Annotated in this window: 18 protein-coding genes; 9 read left to right on the top strand and 9 right to left on the bottom strand. The window is 72.1% G+C overall.

Annotated features, from left to right (window positions below; genetic code table 11):
• Positions 1-12: 12 nt before the first annotated feature.
• A complete protein-coding gene (locus AC3X7R_RS16615) occupies positions 13-837 on the top strand; it encodes a hypothetical protein (protein WP_489966790.1) in 825 nt (274 codons plus the stop codon).
• Here AC3X7R_RS16615 and AC3X7R_RS16620 read toward each other — a convergent pair.
• Genes AC3X7R_RS16620 through paaA form a run of 5 tightly spaced genes read right to left on the bottom strand, consistent with a single transcriptional unit; the run spans position 825 to position 4,354 of the window.
• The gene (locus tag AC3X7R_RS16620) at positions 825-1,871 is read right to left on the bottom strand and encodes a 2Fe-2S iron-sulfur cluster-binding protein (RefSeq protein WP_489966791.1); all 1,047 of its coding nucleotides are present in this window, start codon (positions 1,869-1,871) and stop codon (positions 825-827) included. The genes AC3X7R_RS16615 and AC3X7R_RS16620 overlap by 13 nt on opposite strands.
• A complete protein-coding gene (paaD, locus tag AC3X7R_RS16625) occupies positions 1,868-2,347 on the bottom strand; it encodes a 1,2-phenylacetyl-CoA epoxidase subunit PaaD (protein ID WP_489966792.1) in 480 nt (159 codons plus the stop codon). The genes AC3X7R_RS16620 and paaD overlap by 4 nt, the downstream gene beginning before the upstream one ends.
• 8 nt (positions 2,348-2,355) lie before the next feature.
• A complete protein-coding gene (gene paaC, locus AC3X7R_RS16630; RefSeq protein ID WP_489966793.1) occupies positions 2,356-3,123 on the bottom strand; it encodes a 1,2-phenylacetyl-CoA epoxidase subunit PaaC in 768 nt (255 codons plus the stop codon).
• Positions 3,120-3,407, bottom strand: a complete 288-nt coding sequence (paaB, locus tag AC3X7R_RS16635; protein ID WP_489966794.1) for a 1,2-phenylacetyl-CoA epoxidase subunit PaaB — start codon at positions 3,405-3,407, stop codon at positions 3,120-3,122. Before paaB ends, paaC begins: the two co-directional genes overlap by 4 nt.
• Entirely contained in the window at positions 3,404-4,354 is a 951-nt protein-coding gene (gene paaA / locus AC3X7R_RS16640) for a 1,2-phenylacetyl-CoA epoxidase subunit PaaA (protein WP_489966795.1), read from the bottom strand. The genes paaB and paaA overlap by 4 nt, the downstream gene beginning before the upstream one ends.
• 102 nt (positions 4,355-4,456) lie before the next feature.
• On the opposite strand from paaA, the gene AC3X7R_RS16645 reads away from it, so the two are divergent.
• The 4 genes from AC3X7R_RS16645 (at position 4,457) to AC3X7R_RS16660 (ending at position 6,396) form a co-directional block, all read left to right on the top strand.
• Positions 4,457-5,002 (top strand): GNAT family N-acetyltransferase, encoded by a 546-nt coding sequence (locus tag AC3X7R_RS16645; protein WP_489966796.1) that lies wholly within the window; start codon positions 4,457-4,459, stop codon positions 5,000-5,002.
• Positions 5,003-5,095: 93 nt separating this feature from the next.
• Positions 5,096-5,326 (top strand): hypothetical protein, encoded by a 231-nt coding sequence (locus AC3X7R_RS16650; RefSeq protein ID WP_489966797.1) that lies wholly within the window; start codon positions 5,096-5,098, stop codon positions 5,324-5,326.
• Positions 5,327-5,347: 21 nt separating this feature from the next.
• Entirely contained in the window at positions 5,348-6,100 is a 753-nt protein-coding gene (locus AC3X7R_RS16655) for an AzlC family ABC transporter permease (RefSeq protein ID WP_489966798.1), read from the top strand.
• Positions 6,100-6,396 (top strand): AzlD domain-containing protein, encoded by a 297-nt coding sequence (locus AC3X7R_RS16660; protein ID WP_489966799.1) that lies wholly within the window; start codon positions 6,100-6,102, stop codon positions 6,394-6,396. Before AC3X7R_RS16655 ends, AC3X7R_RS16660 begins: the two co-directional genes overlap by 1 nt.
• A 17-nt stretch (positions 6,397-6,413) precedes the next feature.
• On the opposite strand, the gene dapB is transcribed toward AC3X7R_RS16660, so the two are convergent.
• Positions 6,414-7,181 (bottom strand): 4-hydroxy-tetrahydrodipicolinate reductase, encoded by a 768-nt coding sequence (gene dapB, locus AC3X7R_RS16665; RefSeq protein ID WP_489966800.1) that lies wholly within the window; start codon positions 7,179-7,181, stop codon positions 6,414-6,416.
• A gap of 102 nt (positions 7,182-7,283) precedes the next feature.
• Between dapB and AC3X7R_RS16670 the strand changes: the two genes are divergently transcribed.
• From AC3X7R_RS16670 to AC3X7R_RS16680, 3 genes are read left to right on the top strand one after another with little or no spacing between them, the layout of a single operon-like run.
• On the top strand, positions 7,284-7,799 hold the full coding sequence (locus AC3X7R_RS16670; RefSeq protein ID WP_489966801.1) for a class I SAM-dependent methyltransferase: 516 nt from the start codon (positions 7,284-7,286) through the stop codon (positions 7,797-7,799).
• A gap of 52 nt (positions 7,800-7,851) precedes the next feature.
• Positions 7,852-8,466, top strand: a complete 615-nt coding sequence (locus AC3X7R_RS16675; protein WP_489966802.1) for a transposase — start codon at positions 7,852-7,854, stop codon at positions 8,464-8,466.
• Between the two features lie 23 nt (positions 8,467-8,489).
• A complete protein-coding gene (locus AC3X7R_RS16680; protein ID WP_489966803.1) occupies positions 8,490-9,032 on the top strand; it encodes a hypothetical protein in 543 nt (180 codons plus the stop codon).
• Between the two features lie 33 nt (positions 9,033-9,065).
• Here the strand turns inward: AC3X7R_RS16680 and AC3X7R_RS16685 are convergent, their stop codons facing one another.
• The 3 genes from AC3X7R_RS16685 to rpsO form a co-directional block, all read right to left on the bottom strand.
• Complete coding sequence (locus AC3X7R_RS16685) at positions 9,066-10,337, bottom strand: M16 family metallopeptidase (protein WP_489966804.1); 1,272 nt, start codon at positions 10,335-10,337, stop codon at positions 9,066-9,068.
• Between the two features lie 104 nt (positions 10,338-10,441).
• On the bottom strand, positions 10,442-12,673 hold the full coding sequence (locus AC3X7R_RS16690; protein ID WP_489966805.1) for a polyribonucleotide nucleotidyltransferase: 2,232 nt from the start codon (positions 12,671-12,673) through the stop codon (positions 10,442-10,444).
• A 267-nt stretch (positions 12,674-12,940) separates the two neighbouring features.
• Positions 12,941-13,216, bottom strand: coding sequence for a 30S ribosomal protein S15 (rpsO, locus tag AC3X7R_RS16695; RefSeq protein WP_489966806.1), 276 nt, complete (start codon positions 13,214-13,216; stop codon positions 12,941-12,943).
• A gap of 273 nt (positions 13,217-13,489) precedes the next feature.
• Between rpsO and AC3X7R_RS16700 the strand changes: the two genes are divergently transcribed.
• Positions 13,490-14,725: a hypothetical protein gene (locus tag AC3X7R_RS16700; RefSeq protein ID WP_489966807.1), complete on the top strand. Its 1,236-nt coding sequence runs from the start codon at positions 13,490-13,492 to the stop codon at positions 14,723-14,725.
• The last annotated feature ends 329 nt before the right edge of the window (positions 14,726-15,054 follow it).

Genomic DNA, 15,054 nt, shown 5'->3' on the forward strand with positions numbered 1-15,054 from the left:
GGGCGCTGACCGGTGGCGCTGCAGACGGCCTGGGGCCTGGCCGCGGGTGTCGTGTCGGCGGTGCTGTTCGGCGTGGCCGCCGTCGCCCAAGCCTCGGCCGCACGGCGACTGCCCGCGTCGCAGGGTCTCGCCGACTTCGCGCGCACCGGTGTCCGCGACCGGGTGCTGATGCTGGTCGTGCTGGCCTACCTCGTCGGCTTCGTGCTGCACGCGGTCGCGATCTGGTGGCTGCCGCTCTACCTCGCCCAGGCGACGGTGGCGCTCTCCCTCCCGGTCACGGCCCTGGCCTCGGGCCGGGTGGACGGACGACTCCCCCTCGGCGCCTGGCGCGGCGTGGTCGCCGTGACCGTCGGGCTGGTGCTCCTGGCCCGTGCCGCCGGCGCCCCCGGCGAGGTCCGGACGGACTGGTGGCTGCCCGGGCTGCTGCTGCTCCTCCTGCTCGGGCTGGTCCTCACCTTCGGCCGCGTCCCCGCGTCCCGCGGCGGGCTGCTCGGCTGGGGTGCCGGGCTCGGCTACGCCGGCTCGGCCCTGGCGGTCCGCGGCGTGGGGTGGCCGCCGGAGGCCTCGATGGTGGCCGCCGCCCTGTTGGTGCCCGCGCTGGGTCTCGTGGCCTTCTGGCTCTACTCCCGTGGACTCTCCGGGACCCTCGTCACCACCGCGACGGCTCCGATGATCACCGCGCAGACCTTCGTGCCGGCACTGGTGGGCCTGGTGCTGCTGGGGGACGCGGCCCGGCCGGGCTGGCTCCCCGCGGTCGTCGCGGGACTGGCCCTCGCCGTGGTGGGCGCAGCCACCGTCCGTCCCGCTGCCACACCCTCGCCGCCTCAGGCGTCGTAGTCCACGACGACCCGGGTGCTCACGGGGTGCGACTGGCAGGTGAGCACGTAGCCGCGCTCCACCTCCTCGGGCTCGAGCGCGTAGTTGAGGTCCATCTCGACCTCGCCCTCCAGCACCCGCGCGCGACAGGTGCCGCAGACGCCTCCCTTGCAGGCGAACGGGACGTCGTGGCGGACCTCGGCGACCGCCTCCAGGATGCTCGCGCGGCCGACCGGAAGCACGACCTCGGTGACGCGGCCGTCCAGCCGGGCGCTGACCGTCGCCGATCCCGCCGCGTTCCCGGGCGGGCGGGGGGGGCGCGGCGCCACCGCCTCGGCGTGGAAGAGCTCGGTGTGCACCCGGCGCACCCCTCGGCGGGTCAGCAGGTCGTGCAGGGCGAGCACCATCGCCTGGGGTCCGCAGAGGAACCACTCATCGACCCGCTCGTGCTCCACCAGGGCGTCGAGAAGGGAGTCGAACCGCTCGGCATCGAGCCGTCCCGAGAGGAGGTCGACCTCCTGCCGCTCCCGGGAGAGGACGTGGACCAGCTGGAAGCGCGTGGGGAAGCGGTCCTTCAGGTCGTGCAGCTCGTCGAGGAACATGACGCTCGCCGTCGACCGGTCGGCAGCGACCAGGGTGACGTCGGAGTCCGGCTCCTCCTCCAGCAGCGTGGTCACGATCGAGAGCACCGGGGTGATCCCGGACCCGCCTGAGACCGCGACGTACGACGCTGCGCGCCCGGAGTCCGGTGTCGCGGAGAACCCGCCGGCGGGCGGCAGCACCTCGAGCACGTCCCCTGCTCTCAGCAGGGGGGCCACGCCGTCGCTGAAGGCGCCGCCCGGGAGCCGGCGGAGCGCGATCCGCCAGCGCCGCGCCGACGGCGCGCTGCAGAGCGAGTAGGAGCGACGCACCCCGTCGGCGCAGAGCACGGTCAGGTGCTGGCCGGCGAGGTAGGCGTAGGTCTCCCGCAGGTCGGCGGGGACCGTCAGCTCGATCTCCAGGGCGTCGGAGGTCAGCGGCCGCACCTGCGCCACCTCCAGGAGGTGGCCGGTCACAGCGGCTTGAAGTGGTCGAAGGGCTCCCGGCAGTCGCCGCAGACCCGCAGCGCCTTGCACGCGGTGGATCCGAAGCGGCTCGACTCGTGGGTCCGCGTGCTGCCGCAGCGGGGGCAGCGGACCGTGAGCGTGAGGTCCACGGGGCCAGGGGCGACGACCGGCCCCGGTGGCGCGATCCCGTGCGCGGCGAGCCGACGCCGCCCCCGGTCGGTGATCGAGTCCGTGGTCCAGGCCGGGGCCAGCACGAACTCGACGCACACCCGCCGGTAGCCCGCCTCCTGCAGCCGGGCGATGAGGTCGGCCCGGATGGTCTCCATCGCCGGGCACCCGGAGTAGGTGGGGGTGACCTGCACGTGCACCCGGCCCTGGTCGTCCTCGGTGACGTCGCGAAGGATGCCCAGGTCCTCGAGGGTGACGACCGGGAGCTCGGGGTCCTCGACGCCTGCCGCGATCTCCCAGGCCCTGCTTCGGCTCACGCCCGGGCTCACCACGACGCACCCGGGTGCGACCGCGCCAGGTGCTGCATCTCGGCGAGGAGCGGGCCGAGCGCGTCGGTGTGCCGGCCCGTCCGCCCGGCGGCGACCGCCGGCGGCACCTCCGGGACGGTCAGCGTGGCGCGGCGCACCGCGTCGGTCACCGTGTCGAGGACCGTCGGGCGGAGGGTCACGGGGTCGACCATCAGCCCGGACGCCACGACGTCGGGGTGGAGCCAGGTCCCGTCGAAGAGCTCCGCGACCCACGGCCACTCCGCGTGCAGCGCCGCCTGGACCCGGCGGTGCGACTCGTCGGTCCCGTCGCCGAGCCGCAGCAGCCAGAGGCGGGCGTGGTCATGGTGGTACGCGACCTCCTTGACGGCCTTGGCGGCCACGGCGGCCAGCACGGGGTCCGCGCTGGCACGGAGCGCGGCGTAGAGCTCGCGCTGCCAGCTGCTGAGCACGAGCATGCGCACCATGGTCGTCGCGAAGTCGTGCTGCACGCGCTCCACGAGGCAGACGTTGCGGAACGCACGGTCGTCGCGCAGGTAGGCCAGGTCGTCCTCGTCACGACCCTCGCCCTCGAGCTCGCCGGCTCGCGAGAGCAGGCTCCGGGCCTGCCCGAGCAGGTCGAGCCCGATGTTGGCCAGGGCCACGTCCTCCTCCAGCGCCGGCGCCCGGCTGATCCACCAGGAGAGCCGCTGGCTGGCCACCAGCGCGTCGTCGCCCAGGGCGAGCAGCACCTGGGCCGCGCCTGGCACGGGGGCCGGGGCGCTCACAGGTGCTCGACCCCCTCGGGGACCGCGTAGTGGGTGGGGTGCCGGTACGCCTTGTCGGCGGCGGGCTCGAAGAAGGACGCCTGCTGCTCGGGCCTGCTGGCGGTGACGGCGGCGGCCGGCACCACCCACAGGGAGATCCCCTCCTCGCGCCGGGTGAAGAGGTCGCGAGCACTCCGCAGCGCGAGCTCGGCGTCCGCGGCGTGCAGGGAGCCCACGTGCACGTGCGCCAGGCCACGCCGGGAGCGCACGAAGACCTCCCACAGGGGCTCGGACCAGGCCGTCATGCCGCGCCGGCCTCTCCCCGGGCGGCCTGCTTGGCGGCGTACGCCGCCGCGGCCTCGCGGACCCAGGCGCCCTCCTCGTGGGCGCGGACCTTGTGGGCGAGGCGCTGGGCGTTGCACGGCCCGCGCCCGTCGATCACCTCGGCGAGCTCGCCGAAGTCGACGGGCCCGTGGTCGTAGTGGCCCGTGCTCTCGTTCCAGCGCAGCTCGGGGTCCGGGAGCGTGAGGCCCAGGGCCTCGGCCTGGGGGACGGTCATGTCGACGAAGCGCTGACGCAGCTCGTCGTTGGAGAACCGCTTGATGCCCCAGGCCATCGAACGCGCGGTGTGCGGCGACTCCGCGTCCGGCAGGCCGAACATCATCAGGCTGGGCCACCAGAAGCGGTCGACCGCGTCCTGGGCCATGGCCCGCTGAGCCGGCGTCCCGTGGGAGAGCGTGTGCAGGAGCTCGAAGCCCTGCCGCTGGTGGAAGGACTCCTCCTTGCAGACCCGCACCATGGCCCGGGCGTAGGGGCCGTAGGAGCAGCGACAGAGTGGGACCTGGTTGACGATGGCCGCGCCGTCCACCAGCCAGCCGATCGCCCCGACGTCCGCCCAGGTCGGCGTGGGGTAGTTGAAGATCGAGGAGTACTTCTGCTGGCCGGAGTGCAGCTTCTCGAGGAGGTCGGCCCGCTCGACCCCGAGGGTCTCGGCGGCGGCGTAGAGGTAAAGACCGTGGCCGGCCTCGTCCTGCACCTTGGCCATCAGGATCGCCTTGCGGCGCAGGCTCGGCGCACGCGCGATCCAGCTGCCCTCCGGCTGCATCCCGATGATCTCGGAGTGCGCGTGCTGGGCCATCTGACGGATCAGCGCCCGGCGGTACTCCTCGGGCATCGGGTCCGTCGGCTCCACCGGCCCGCCCCCGGCGAGGATCCGGTCGAGCTCCGCTCCCTGCGCGTCCTGCCCACCCATCCAGCGACGCTAGCACGCATGTGACACGATTGTGTAGAGGTGCAGTCGCTGTGTAATGACTGCTCTGTGGGGACGCCGCCGGCCGCACGGCAGGATGTCCCCATGAGCACACCCTCCGCCGACGTCTCGGTCCGCGTCGCCTGGGCCGACGACGCTCCTGCCATCGCGGCGCTGCAGGTGCGGGCCTGGCCCGACCTCTACGCCGGCCTCGTGCCGCAGGACACCCTCCCCCAGGACCCCGACGAGCTGACCCCGGTCTGGCAGGCCGCACTGAGCAGGCCGGCGGACGCGCGCAACCGGGTCCTGGTGGCCCTCGAGCGCAACCGCGTGGTGGGGTTCGCCCTCACCTCCCCCGCCGCCGACCCCGACTGCGACCCGGTCCGTGACGGCGAGCTCACCGAGCTCACCCTCGACCCGGCCGAGCGGGGCCGGGGCCACGGGTCCCGGCTCCTCCAGGCCTGCGTGGACACGCTCGTGGCGGACCGCTTCGTCCGGGCCGTGACCTGGGTCGACAGCCGCAACGACCCGCTGCGGGAGTTCCTCACCCAGGCCGGCTGGGCGCCGGACGGCGCGCACCGCGAGCTCGACCTGGACGGCAACGGGACGCACCGCCTGAAGCAGGTGAGGCTGCACACCGCCATCGCCTAGACGGTGGACCGTTCAACAGTTGCTTTCCGGCCAGATGGCGGCACTATGGAGGGGTCCGGCAAGGTCGCCGGACCCGCCCCGCAGGAGGTTCCGGTGCTAGGACCACTCCCCCGCCTCCACCAGCTCGCGGTCGCGGCCACGGCGCTCGCCGTCTTCGTCGGCCTCGGCGTCTGGGCCGGCCACCTCCACCCGGTCCCGGTCCTGATCTCCGGAGGTGCCACCCTGGGGGTGCTCGCGGGCATGGTCGCCGCCTGGCTGCTGGTGCACGAGCCCCACGGCCGTGGACCCCAGGCCCGCAACCACCCACGGGGCCGCCGGCGCTGAGCTGCGGGCTAACCTCCCCGGGTGTCCGACTCCTCCCGCCTGTCCGGGGAGCCTCCCGCCCTCCAGCGCTCGCGCATCCTGCGTGACTCCCTCGGCGTCTCGGTGGCGACCGGGCTCTACGGCGTCTCCTTCGGCGCGATCTCCGTCGCCGCCGGGCTCAGCGTCCTGCAGACCTGCGCCCTGTCGCTGCTGATGTTCACCGGCGCCTCCCAGTTCGCCATGGTGGGGGTGCTGGCCAGCGGCGGGAGCCCGTGGTCGGGCGCGGCGACCGCCGCTCTCCTCGGCACGCGCAACACCCTCTACGGGCTCCGTCTCGCGCCACTCCTCCGGCTCCGCGGCTGGGCCCGGCTGGCCGGCGCCCACGTGGTGATCGACGAGTCCACGGCGATGTCGGTCTCCCGGGACTCCACCGCGGCGGCACGCACCGGCTTCTGGGCGACCGGGCTCGGTGTCCTCACCCTCTGGAACCTGGCGACCGTCGTCGGCGCGCTGGCGGGCAACACCCTCGGGGACCCGCGCGACTACGGCCTGGACGCCGCCGTGGGGGCAGCCTTCCTGGCCCTGCTGTGGCCACGGCTCGACACTCCGCGCCACCGGCTCGTGGCGGTCCTCGCCGCGGCCGTGGCCCTGGGACTGGTGCCGGTCACCGCCGCCGGGGTGCCGGTCCTGGGAGCCGCAGGCGTGGCCCTGCTGGTGGGTGCCCTGACTCCCTCGCACCAGGACAGCTCGGGGCCTGACGCCCCTGACGCCTCGCCCACGAGGAGCGCGGACTGATGTGGGGCGCCCTGCTCGCAGGCTGCGTGGCCTGCTACCTCCTCAAGCTGGCAGGACTCTCGGTGCCCCCCGCCGTCCTCGAGCACCGCGTGGTGGCGCGCACGGCCGACCTGATCCCGGTGGCGCTCCTGGCCGCACTGCTGGCGGTCCAGGTGCTGGGCGAGGGGTCGGCGCTCGTCGCAGACGCCCGCCTGGTGGGCCTGGCCTTCGCGGTGGTGGCCCTGCTGCTGCGCGCGCCGTTCCTGGTCGTCGTCTTCGGCGCCGCCCTGGCCGCGGCGCTGGTCCGCCTGCTCTGAGCCCAGCCGGCTTCCGCTCAGCCGGACAGATCGAGGAAGTGCTCCAGCCCCACCGTCAACCCGGGATGGTCCGCGACGGCCCGCAGCCCGGCGAGCACCCCGGGCGTGAAGGAGACGCGGTCCATGGAGTCGTGCCGCACGGTCAGGGTCTCGCCGAGCCCTCCCAGCACGACCTCCTGGTGCGCCACCATGCCGCGGATCCTGAGTGCGTGCACGGGCACACCCGCGACGGAGGCGCCCCTGGCACCCTCCAGGGACGTCGAGGTGGCGTCGGGCATGGCGGCGGAGCCCGCAGCGGCCCGCGCAGCCGCGACGAGCTCGGCGGTGCGGCGCGCCGTCCCCGAGGGCGCGTCGGCCTTGTCGGGGTGGTGCAGCTCCACGATCTCGACCGAGTCGAAGAACGGCGCCGCCTGCGCGGCGAACCGCATCATCAGGATGGCGCCGATCGAGAAGTTCGGGGCGATGAGGACGCCGCACGCCGGCTCCTCGCCGAGCCACCGGCGCAGGGTGTCGAGGCGCCGGTCGTCGAACCCGGTGGTCCCGACGACCGCGTGGATCCCGTGGCGGATGCAGAACTCGAGGTTGTCCATCACGACGTCGGGATGGGTGAAGTCGACCACGACCTCGGCACCGGAGGCGACCAGGTCCTCGATGTCGTCCCCGGCGTCGATCTCAGCCACCAGCTCGGTGTCCGGAGCCTCCCGCACAGCACGGCACACCTCCCGGCCGACCTTGCCACGGGCTCCCAGGACACCGACACGGACCGTCTCTCGCTGCGCGCTCACGAGGGCAATCTAGCGCTGGCACGCGCGCCCGCGCGCGGAGCACCCGGAACGGAGGGGAGCCGGTGGCTGACTCCGGGACCCGGGGATGGCAGGCTGTTCCCCATGGCTTCCCAGACGATTCCTCCCCGGATCCGGTGGGCGGTGGACCTGATGGACATCCAGCCCCACGACCAGGTGCTGGAGATCGGCTGCGGTCCGGGAGCCGGGGCAGAGCTGATCTGCGCCCGGCTGGACGGCGGGAAGCTCTTCGCCATCGACCGCTCCGAGTCCGGCGTCGACCGGACCAAGCGGCGCAACGCCAAGCACGTCGAGTCCGGACGTCTCACGGTGCGCCAGATCGATCTCGCCACCCTGAGGGTCCCGGTGAAGCGCCTGACCAAGGTGTTCGCCTTCAACGTGAACCTCTTCTGGGTCCGCCCGTGCGAGGACGAGGTCGCCCTGCTGCACGAGCGCCTGGTCCCGGGCGGCGCGGTCTTCCTCTTCTACGAGGCGGTGCGGCCCGAGCTGGTCCCCAACATCGTGGAGAAGACCTCGGCGGCCCTCGCGGGCGCCGGCTTCCGGGTCTCGATCGTGGAGCAGAAGGCCCCTCCGGTCATCGGAGTGATCGGTCGGCGTTAGGCACTGGGCTTATCTCTTGCACTCATAAGTTTTTTCCCTAATACTCGACACTATGAGTGCTGAGCCTGATGGTATCCGCGGCGTGGTCCTCACCGTCGACCAGCGGGACAGCCGGCGCAACCCCGACGCGGTGGGTTCCACGCTCGAGGCCCTCACCCCGGTGCCCACGCTCCTGCCCTTCCGACGCACCGCCGGCGACGAGTTCCAGGGGGTCGTGGACGACGCGGCCGCTCTGGCCCCGGCGCTCGAGCTGCTGCTCCGCGACGGACGCTGGCACGTGGGCATCGGCCTCGACCTCGTGCAGACGCCACTGCCGCGCGACACCCGGGAGGCACGTGGTCCGGCGTTCGTGGCCGCCCGGGAGGCTGTCTCCTCCACGCGCAACGCGCCGTGGCAGCTCCGCGTGGCGGGCCGGACGCCCCTGGCGCGGCACCTGGAGTCGGTCTGCTGGCTGTGGGCGGCGGTCCTGGGCCGTCGCACCGACAAGGGCTGGGAGGTGGCCGACCTGGTCGACGGCGGTCTCTCCTACGAGGCGGCGGGCCGCACGCTGGGCATCTCCCAGTCGGCGGTGAGCCAGCGGGCCGCCGCCGCCGGCCTGGTGGAGTCACGCCGGGCTCGCGAGCTGGTCACCGCGCTGGCCCGCGAGTGGCTCGAGGGGCCACGATGACGGCCGTGATCACCGTCCCCGCCATGACCTCCACGACCTGGCTCTGCCTGCTCGTGCTGGCGGGCGCCACGCTCGCGGCGGTCGTCGGCTGGTGGGTCGACCGCTCCCCCTGGCTGGCGGGGACCCAGCTGCTGCTCGTGGTCGTCGCTGCCCTGCTGGCCGCTCTGAAACCGGGGATGGCGGCCTCCCAGCGCGAGCTCGAGGTCCTCCTGGCGGGCCTGTGCGCGGTGCTGGCGGTCCTGGGGGGCGGCCCGCTGACCACCGCGGTCTTCCGCCTGGTGGACGGCCCGGGGGACCAGCAGGTCGGCTCCGTGCGCCGCGCGGCGGAGGTGTTGCGGGGAGGGGCGTGGATCGGGGCCCTGGAGCGACTGGCGGTCGTCGCCTCCCTGCTCGGCCGGTGGCCCGAAGGCATCGCCATCAGCCTCGCGGTCAAGGGTCTGGGCCGCTATCCCGAGCTCCGCAACGAACAGCACACCGGTATCGCCGAGCGGTTCCTCATCGGTACCTTCGTCAGCGTGCTGTGGGCCGCCGGGTGCGCCGGGGTCGCCCTGCTGCTGACGGGGTGACAGACCCCGGGCGTGACCCGCCCGGGGCCGTGCCTAGCTCTCCGGGCCCACCACGGCGAGCACCTCGGGCTGGCTGAACACCTCGGCGGCGAGCCGTCGCACGTCGTCGGCCGTCACATCCTGGATCCGCCCGAGCACCTCGTCGATGCTCAGCAGCTCCCCGTAGACCAGCTCAGACTTGCCCAGGCGCGACATCCTGGCGCCGCTGTCCTCGAGCCCCAGCACCACGCTCCCCCGCAGCTGCCCCTTGCCCCGGCTCACCTCCTCCTCGGTGATCCCCTCGGCCGCCACCCGGGCGAGCTCGGCGCGGACCACGTCGAGCACCTCGTCCACCTTCGCGGGGAGGCACGCCACCGAGACCCCGACCAGTCCAGCATCGTCGTGATGGCTGCCGAACGAGTAGACGGAGTAGGCCAGCCCGCGACGCTCCCGCACCTCTTGGAAGAGGCGCGAGGAGGTCCCCCCGCCCAGGGCGGTGTTGAGGACCCCCAGGACGAATCGGCGTGGGTCGCCGCGGGTGATCCCCCGCATGCCGAGCACGAGGTTGACCTGCTCGAGCTGGCGGCTGGCCGTCACCGTGCCGGGAGTGACCCGGCGCGACCGCGCGCCGCTCCGCGGCCGCACCGGCGGCTCGTCCCCGATCAGGAAGTTGTTGCGGTCGAACGCCCGTCGTACCTGCCGGACCACCGAGCCGTGGTCCACGTTGCCGGCCACGGCGACCACCATCGCGGCAGGTCGGTAGTGCCGGCGGTAGAAGCGGGCGATCTGGGCCTGGGTCAGCGACCCGATGGAGTCGGCCGTCCCCGCGATCGGACGCCCCAGCGGGCTGTCCCCCCAGGCCTGCTGCGCGAAGAGGTTGTGCACCACGTCGTCGGGGTCGTCGTCGTGCATGGCGATCTCGTCCAGGATCACCTCGCGCTCGGCCTCGACGTCGTCGGAGCTGAGGCGGGAGCTGGTGATCATGTCGCCCAGCACGTCCACCGCCAGCGGCAGGTCCTCGTCGAGGACGCGTGCGTGGTAGCAGGTGTACTCCTTGGCGGTGAACGCATTGAACTCACCGCCCACCGCGTCGAGGGCCACCGAGATGTCCATGGCGGTGCGCTCTCGCGTGCCCTTGAAGAGCAGGTGCTCGAGGAAGTGCGAGCAGCCGTGGAGCGCCGGGGACTCGTGGCGCGAGCCGACTGCCACCCAGACACCGATGCTCGCCGAGCGGACGCCCGCCATCTGCTCGGTGATCACCCGCAGACCGCCCGGCAGGAGGGTACGGCGCACCCGGGAGGTCACGTGCCCCTCGACGTCCTTCACCGTCTGCAGGGTCCGGGTCGAGCCCACCGGCTGGGACGGAAGTGACTGGGAAACGGCCGACCGGCCAGCAGAAACCTGCTGGCCGGTCGTCCTGGAGCGTGTGGTCACTCGGTCTCGGAGTCCTGCTCCGAGGCGCCGGACTCCTCCGAGCCGCCCTCGTCCTCGACGACGGGCACCAGGGAGAGCTTGCCGCGGTCGTCGATCTCGGCGATCTGGACCTGGACCTTCTGGCCCACCGAGACGATGTCCTCCACGTTGTCCACCCGCTTGCCGCCGGCCAGGCCGCGCAGCTTGCTGATGTGCAGGAGGCCGTCCTTGCCCGGCATCAGCGAGACGAAGGCCCCGAAGTTGGTCGTCTTCACGACCGTGCCCAGGTAGCGCTCGCCGATCTCGGGCATCGTCGGGTTGGCGATCGCGTTGACCGCGGCCTTGGCCGCCTCGGCCGCCTCACCGTTGGTGGCACCGATGTAGACGGTGCCGTCGTCCTCGATCGAGAGCGTCGCGCCGGTGTCGTCCTGGATCTGGTTGATCACCTTGCCCTTCGGCCCGATGACCTCGCCGATCTTGTCCACGGGCACCCGGATGGTGATGATCCGCGGGGCGTGGACCGACATCTCCTCGGGGGCGTCGATGGCCTCGGCCATCACGTCGAGGATGGTGTGGCGGGCGTCGCGCGCCTGCTTGAGCGCCGCGCCGAGCACCTCGGCGGGGATCCCGTCGAGCTTGGTGTCCAGCTGGAGCGCGGTGACGAACTGCCGCGTACCGGCGACCTTGAAGTCCATGTCGCCCATGGCGTCCTCGGCTCCGAGGATGTCGGTCAGCGCGACGTACTCGGTCTTGCCGTCGACCTCACCGGAGATGAGGCCCATCGCGATGCCCGCGACCGAGGCCTTCAGGGGCACACCCGCCTGCAGGAGGGAGAGCGTGGAGGCGCAGACCGAGCCCATGGAGGTCGAGCCGTTGGAGCCCATGGCCTCGGAGAGCTGGCGGATGGCGTAGGGGAACTCCTCGCGGGTGGGGAGCACCGGCAGGAGGGCGCGGCGCGCCAGGGCACCGTGCCCGACCTCGCGCCGCTTCGGGGAGCCGACCCGGCCGGTCTCACCGGTGGAGAACGGCGGGAAGACGTACTTGTGCATGTAGCGGCGGTGCTTCTCCGGGGAGAGCGTGTCCAGCTGCTGCTCCATCTTGAGCATGTCCAGGGTCGTGACGCCCATGATCTGGGTCTCGCCGCGCTCGAAGAGCGAGGAGCCGTGGACCCGCGGGATCAGGCCGACCTCGGCGTGCAGCGGACGGATGTCGGCCAGGCCGCGGCCGTCCATGCGGATCTTGTCGCGCAGCACGCGCTCGCGCATCAGGTTCTTCGTCAGCGAGCGGAACGCGGCGCCGATCTCCTTCTCGCGACCCTCGAAGTCGCCGCCGACGCGGTCCAGGATCGACGCCTTGATCGCGTCCATCCTCTCCTCGCGCTCCTGCTTGCCCGCGATCTGGAGGGCAGCAGCGGTCTCGTCCTTGGCCGCGGCCTCGACAGCGGCGTAGACGTCGTCCTCGAACTCGAGGAAGACCGGGAACTCCTGGACCGGCTTCGCGGCCTCCTTGGCCAGCTCGGCCTGGGCCTGGCAGAGCTGCTTGATGAAGGGCTTGGCGGCGTCGAGGCCCTCGGCCACGACCTCCTCCGTCGGCGCCTGGGCGCCGCCCTCGACCAGGGAGATGACACGCTCGGTCGCCTCGGCCTCGACCATCATGATCGCGACGTCACCGGTCTCGGTGACGCGTCCGGCCACGACCATGTCGAAGACCGCGTCCTCGAGCTGGCTGTGGCTGGGGAACGCCACCCACTGGCCGTCGATCAGCGCCACCCGGACGCCGCCGACCGGGCCGGAGAACGGCAGGCCGGAGAGCTGGGTGGAGATCGACGCGGCGTTGATCGCCAGCACGTCGTAGGGCATGTCGGGGTCCAGGGAAAGGACCGTGATGACGACCTGGACCTCGTTGCGCAGCCCCTTCTTGAAGGTGGGGCGCAGCGGCCGGTCGATCAGGCGGCAGGTGAGGATCGCGTCCTCGCCGGGGCGTCCCTCGCTGCGGAAGAACGAGCCGGGGATCTGGCCCACGGCGTACATCCGCTCCTCGACGTCGATCGTCAGGGGGAAGAAGTCGAAGTGGTCCTTGGGCTGCTTGGAGGCGGTGGTCGCCGAGAGCAGCATGGTCTCGTCGTCGAGGTAGGCGGTCACCGAGCCGGCGGCCTGACGGGCCAGCAGGCCAGTCTCGAACTTGACGGTGCGCTTGCCGAACTTGCCGTTGTCGAGAACGGTCTCGACGGCGGAGATGGTGGGTTCCACGTAGTGGTCCCTTCTGTTCGCGGAGCGCACCCGCGGACGACCAAGCCCCGTGCGGGGCATGGGCCGGTCTTCGATCGAGGCCCTCAGGCCTACGACCGCCTGGTCGCCTCCTGCGGGCCACTACCGAGGACCGAGCCTTGTCGGCGGGTCGCTCCTGAGTGGTGGGTTTTCAGTTGTGTCGCGGGCCAGGCCCACGGGTGTCACACATGCAAATGTAGCGAGAAACGGCGAGAGGGCCCACTCGGCACGAGTGGACCCTCCCCCACGTCAGCGACGCAGGCCGAGACGCTCGACGATCGAGCGGTAGCGCTCGATCTCCGTCTTCTGCAGGTAGTTCAGCAGGCGACGGCGCTGGCCGACCAGCAGCAGCAGACCACGACGGCTGTGGTGGTCGTGCTTGTGCTGCTTGAGGTGCTCGGTCAGGTGGGCGATCCGGTGCGACAGCAGCGCGATCTGGACCTCCGGCGAACCGGTGTCACCCTCGGCCGTGGCGTACTCGGCGATGATCTTCTTCTTGGTCTCCGCGTCAGTACCGATGGACATGCGCAGGCTCCCTTCCGGCCCACCAGGGGCTCGTTCGTTGCGCGGCGCGCCGGGGCCTGTTCACCCGGGCACTCTCGATCCGCGGCCGTTGGACGGCAGGTGTCGCCCACCCGAAGGTGGACAACTCCGACAGACTACCAACGGACCGGCGGACGCACCCAATTCGGAAAGTCAGCACGTTCGCCGAAGTCCGGGACAGGCAGTCGATTGCGGCACTAGCGTTCTGGCGAGGTGGCCCTGCCCGGCCACGTCATCTGCCGTGGAGGACACACGATGCCCAGCCAGGTGCTCGACACCCGGGCCCCGACGACGGGCCGCACCGCCAGGCCACCACACTTGACCCGCGGGTGGCGCTGGCTGGTCGTCCCACTGACCGTGCTCGTGGCGAGCCGCGTGGTGGACGCCGTCCTGCTGAGCTGGTTCATCGAGTCCAGGGCGCCGGCCGACATGGCGAGCAGCCACCGCCTGGACGCCCTGACCTATCTGCATTCCCTGACGGTCTGGGACGGTCAGTGGTACGGCCGCATCGTGGCAGAGGGGTATCCCGCGGTCCTTCCTCGCTTCGAGGGCGAGGTAGCGGCGAACGCCTGGGCCTTCTATCCGGTCTATCCGTTGCTCGTGGCGAGCCTGGTCGCGCTGGGGTTCTCCTTCCCCGTGGCGGCGACCGTGGTCAGCACGTCCTGCACCGGTCTGGCCGTCATCCTCCTGTACCGGATGATGGCGCGCCGGGGAGGGGCATTCCTGGCGACCCTCTGCATCACGGCGCTGCTGTTCGCCCCCGCCGCCATCGTCTTCCAGGCCGCCTACACCGAAGGGCTCGCACTGCTCCTGGTGGTCCTTGCCCTCATGTGTCTGGAGCAGCGGCGCTACGGCTGGACAGTGGCTGTCGCAGTAGTCCTCTCCCTGAGCCGTCCCATCGTCCTTCCACTCGCCGCGGTGATGGGTGTCGTCTGGGTCCTCCGGTTCCGCGGGCGACACGAGGAACCCTTCCCTGTCGGCGAGCGCCTTCGTCTCGGTGCGGCGTCCGTCGCCACTGCGCTGACGTTCCTCATCTGGCCCTTCACCGTCGGGGTCGTGACAGGGGACTGGGACGGCTACGCCCAGACCCAGCGCAACTGGCTGGGACCGGGTCAGGAGTGGAGCACGTGGCTCGGTCAGGCACTCAGTGGTGACGACCTCCCGGCGACCATCCTGGTCTTCGGCGCCCTCAGCCTGCTGGGATGGGTCGTGTGCAGGCCCCAGGCACGGGCGTGGAGCCCTGAGCTCCGCGCCTGGGCCTTCCTGTACGCCCTCTACATCGTGGGGTCCAGCCGGACCACGCCGAGTGTGTTTCGGTACCTGATCCTGGTCGCGGTGCCTGGCTGGCCCTTGCCGGAGGTCTCCGCCCGCATCGTGGGCCCCGTCCATCGCGCGATGACGCTGATCGTCATCGCCGTCGTGGGAACCCTGATGCAGATGGTCTGGATCCGCTTCTTCTACTTCACGCCGATGGGCGGGCGATTCCCCTAACGAGAAACGGCGAGAGGGTTCACTCGACACGAGTGGACCCTCCCCACGTCAGCGACGCCGGCCGAGACGCTCGACGTTTTCACCCGGGCACGACATGTCCGCGACCGTTTCACGGCAACCGCAGCAGACGCCCAAGGCCGGCAGCGGGCACCCCATCGGCACTCAGCAGCCGCGGCCGGCACCCGGGCCATCGGGAACCCTCCGACCGAGGGCCGGTCCAGGCCGAGGAAGGCGCGTGGATCGACCTGCGGCTGGTCGCTGTCCTGGAGCCGGCTCGGCACGCGAAAGATGTTGTCGCCGGCGCCGATGGGCGTGCTCCACGGGTAGTA

The sequence above is a fragment of the Nocardioides sp. Z22_16 genome, assembly GCF_058134365.1.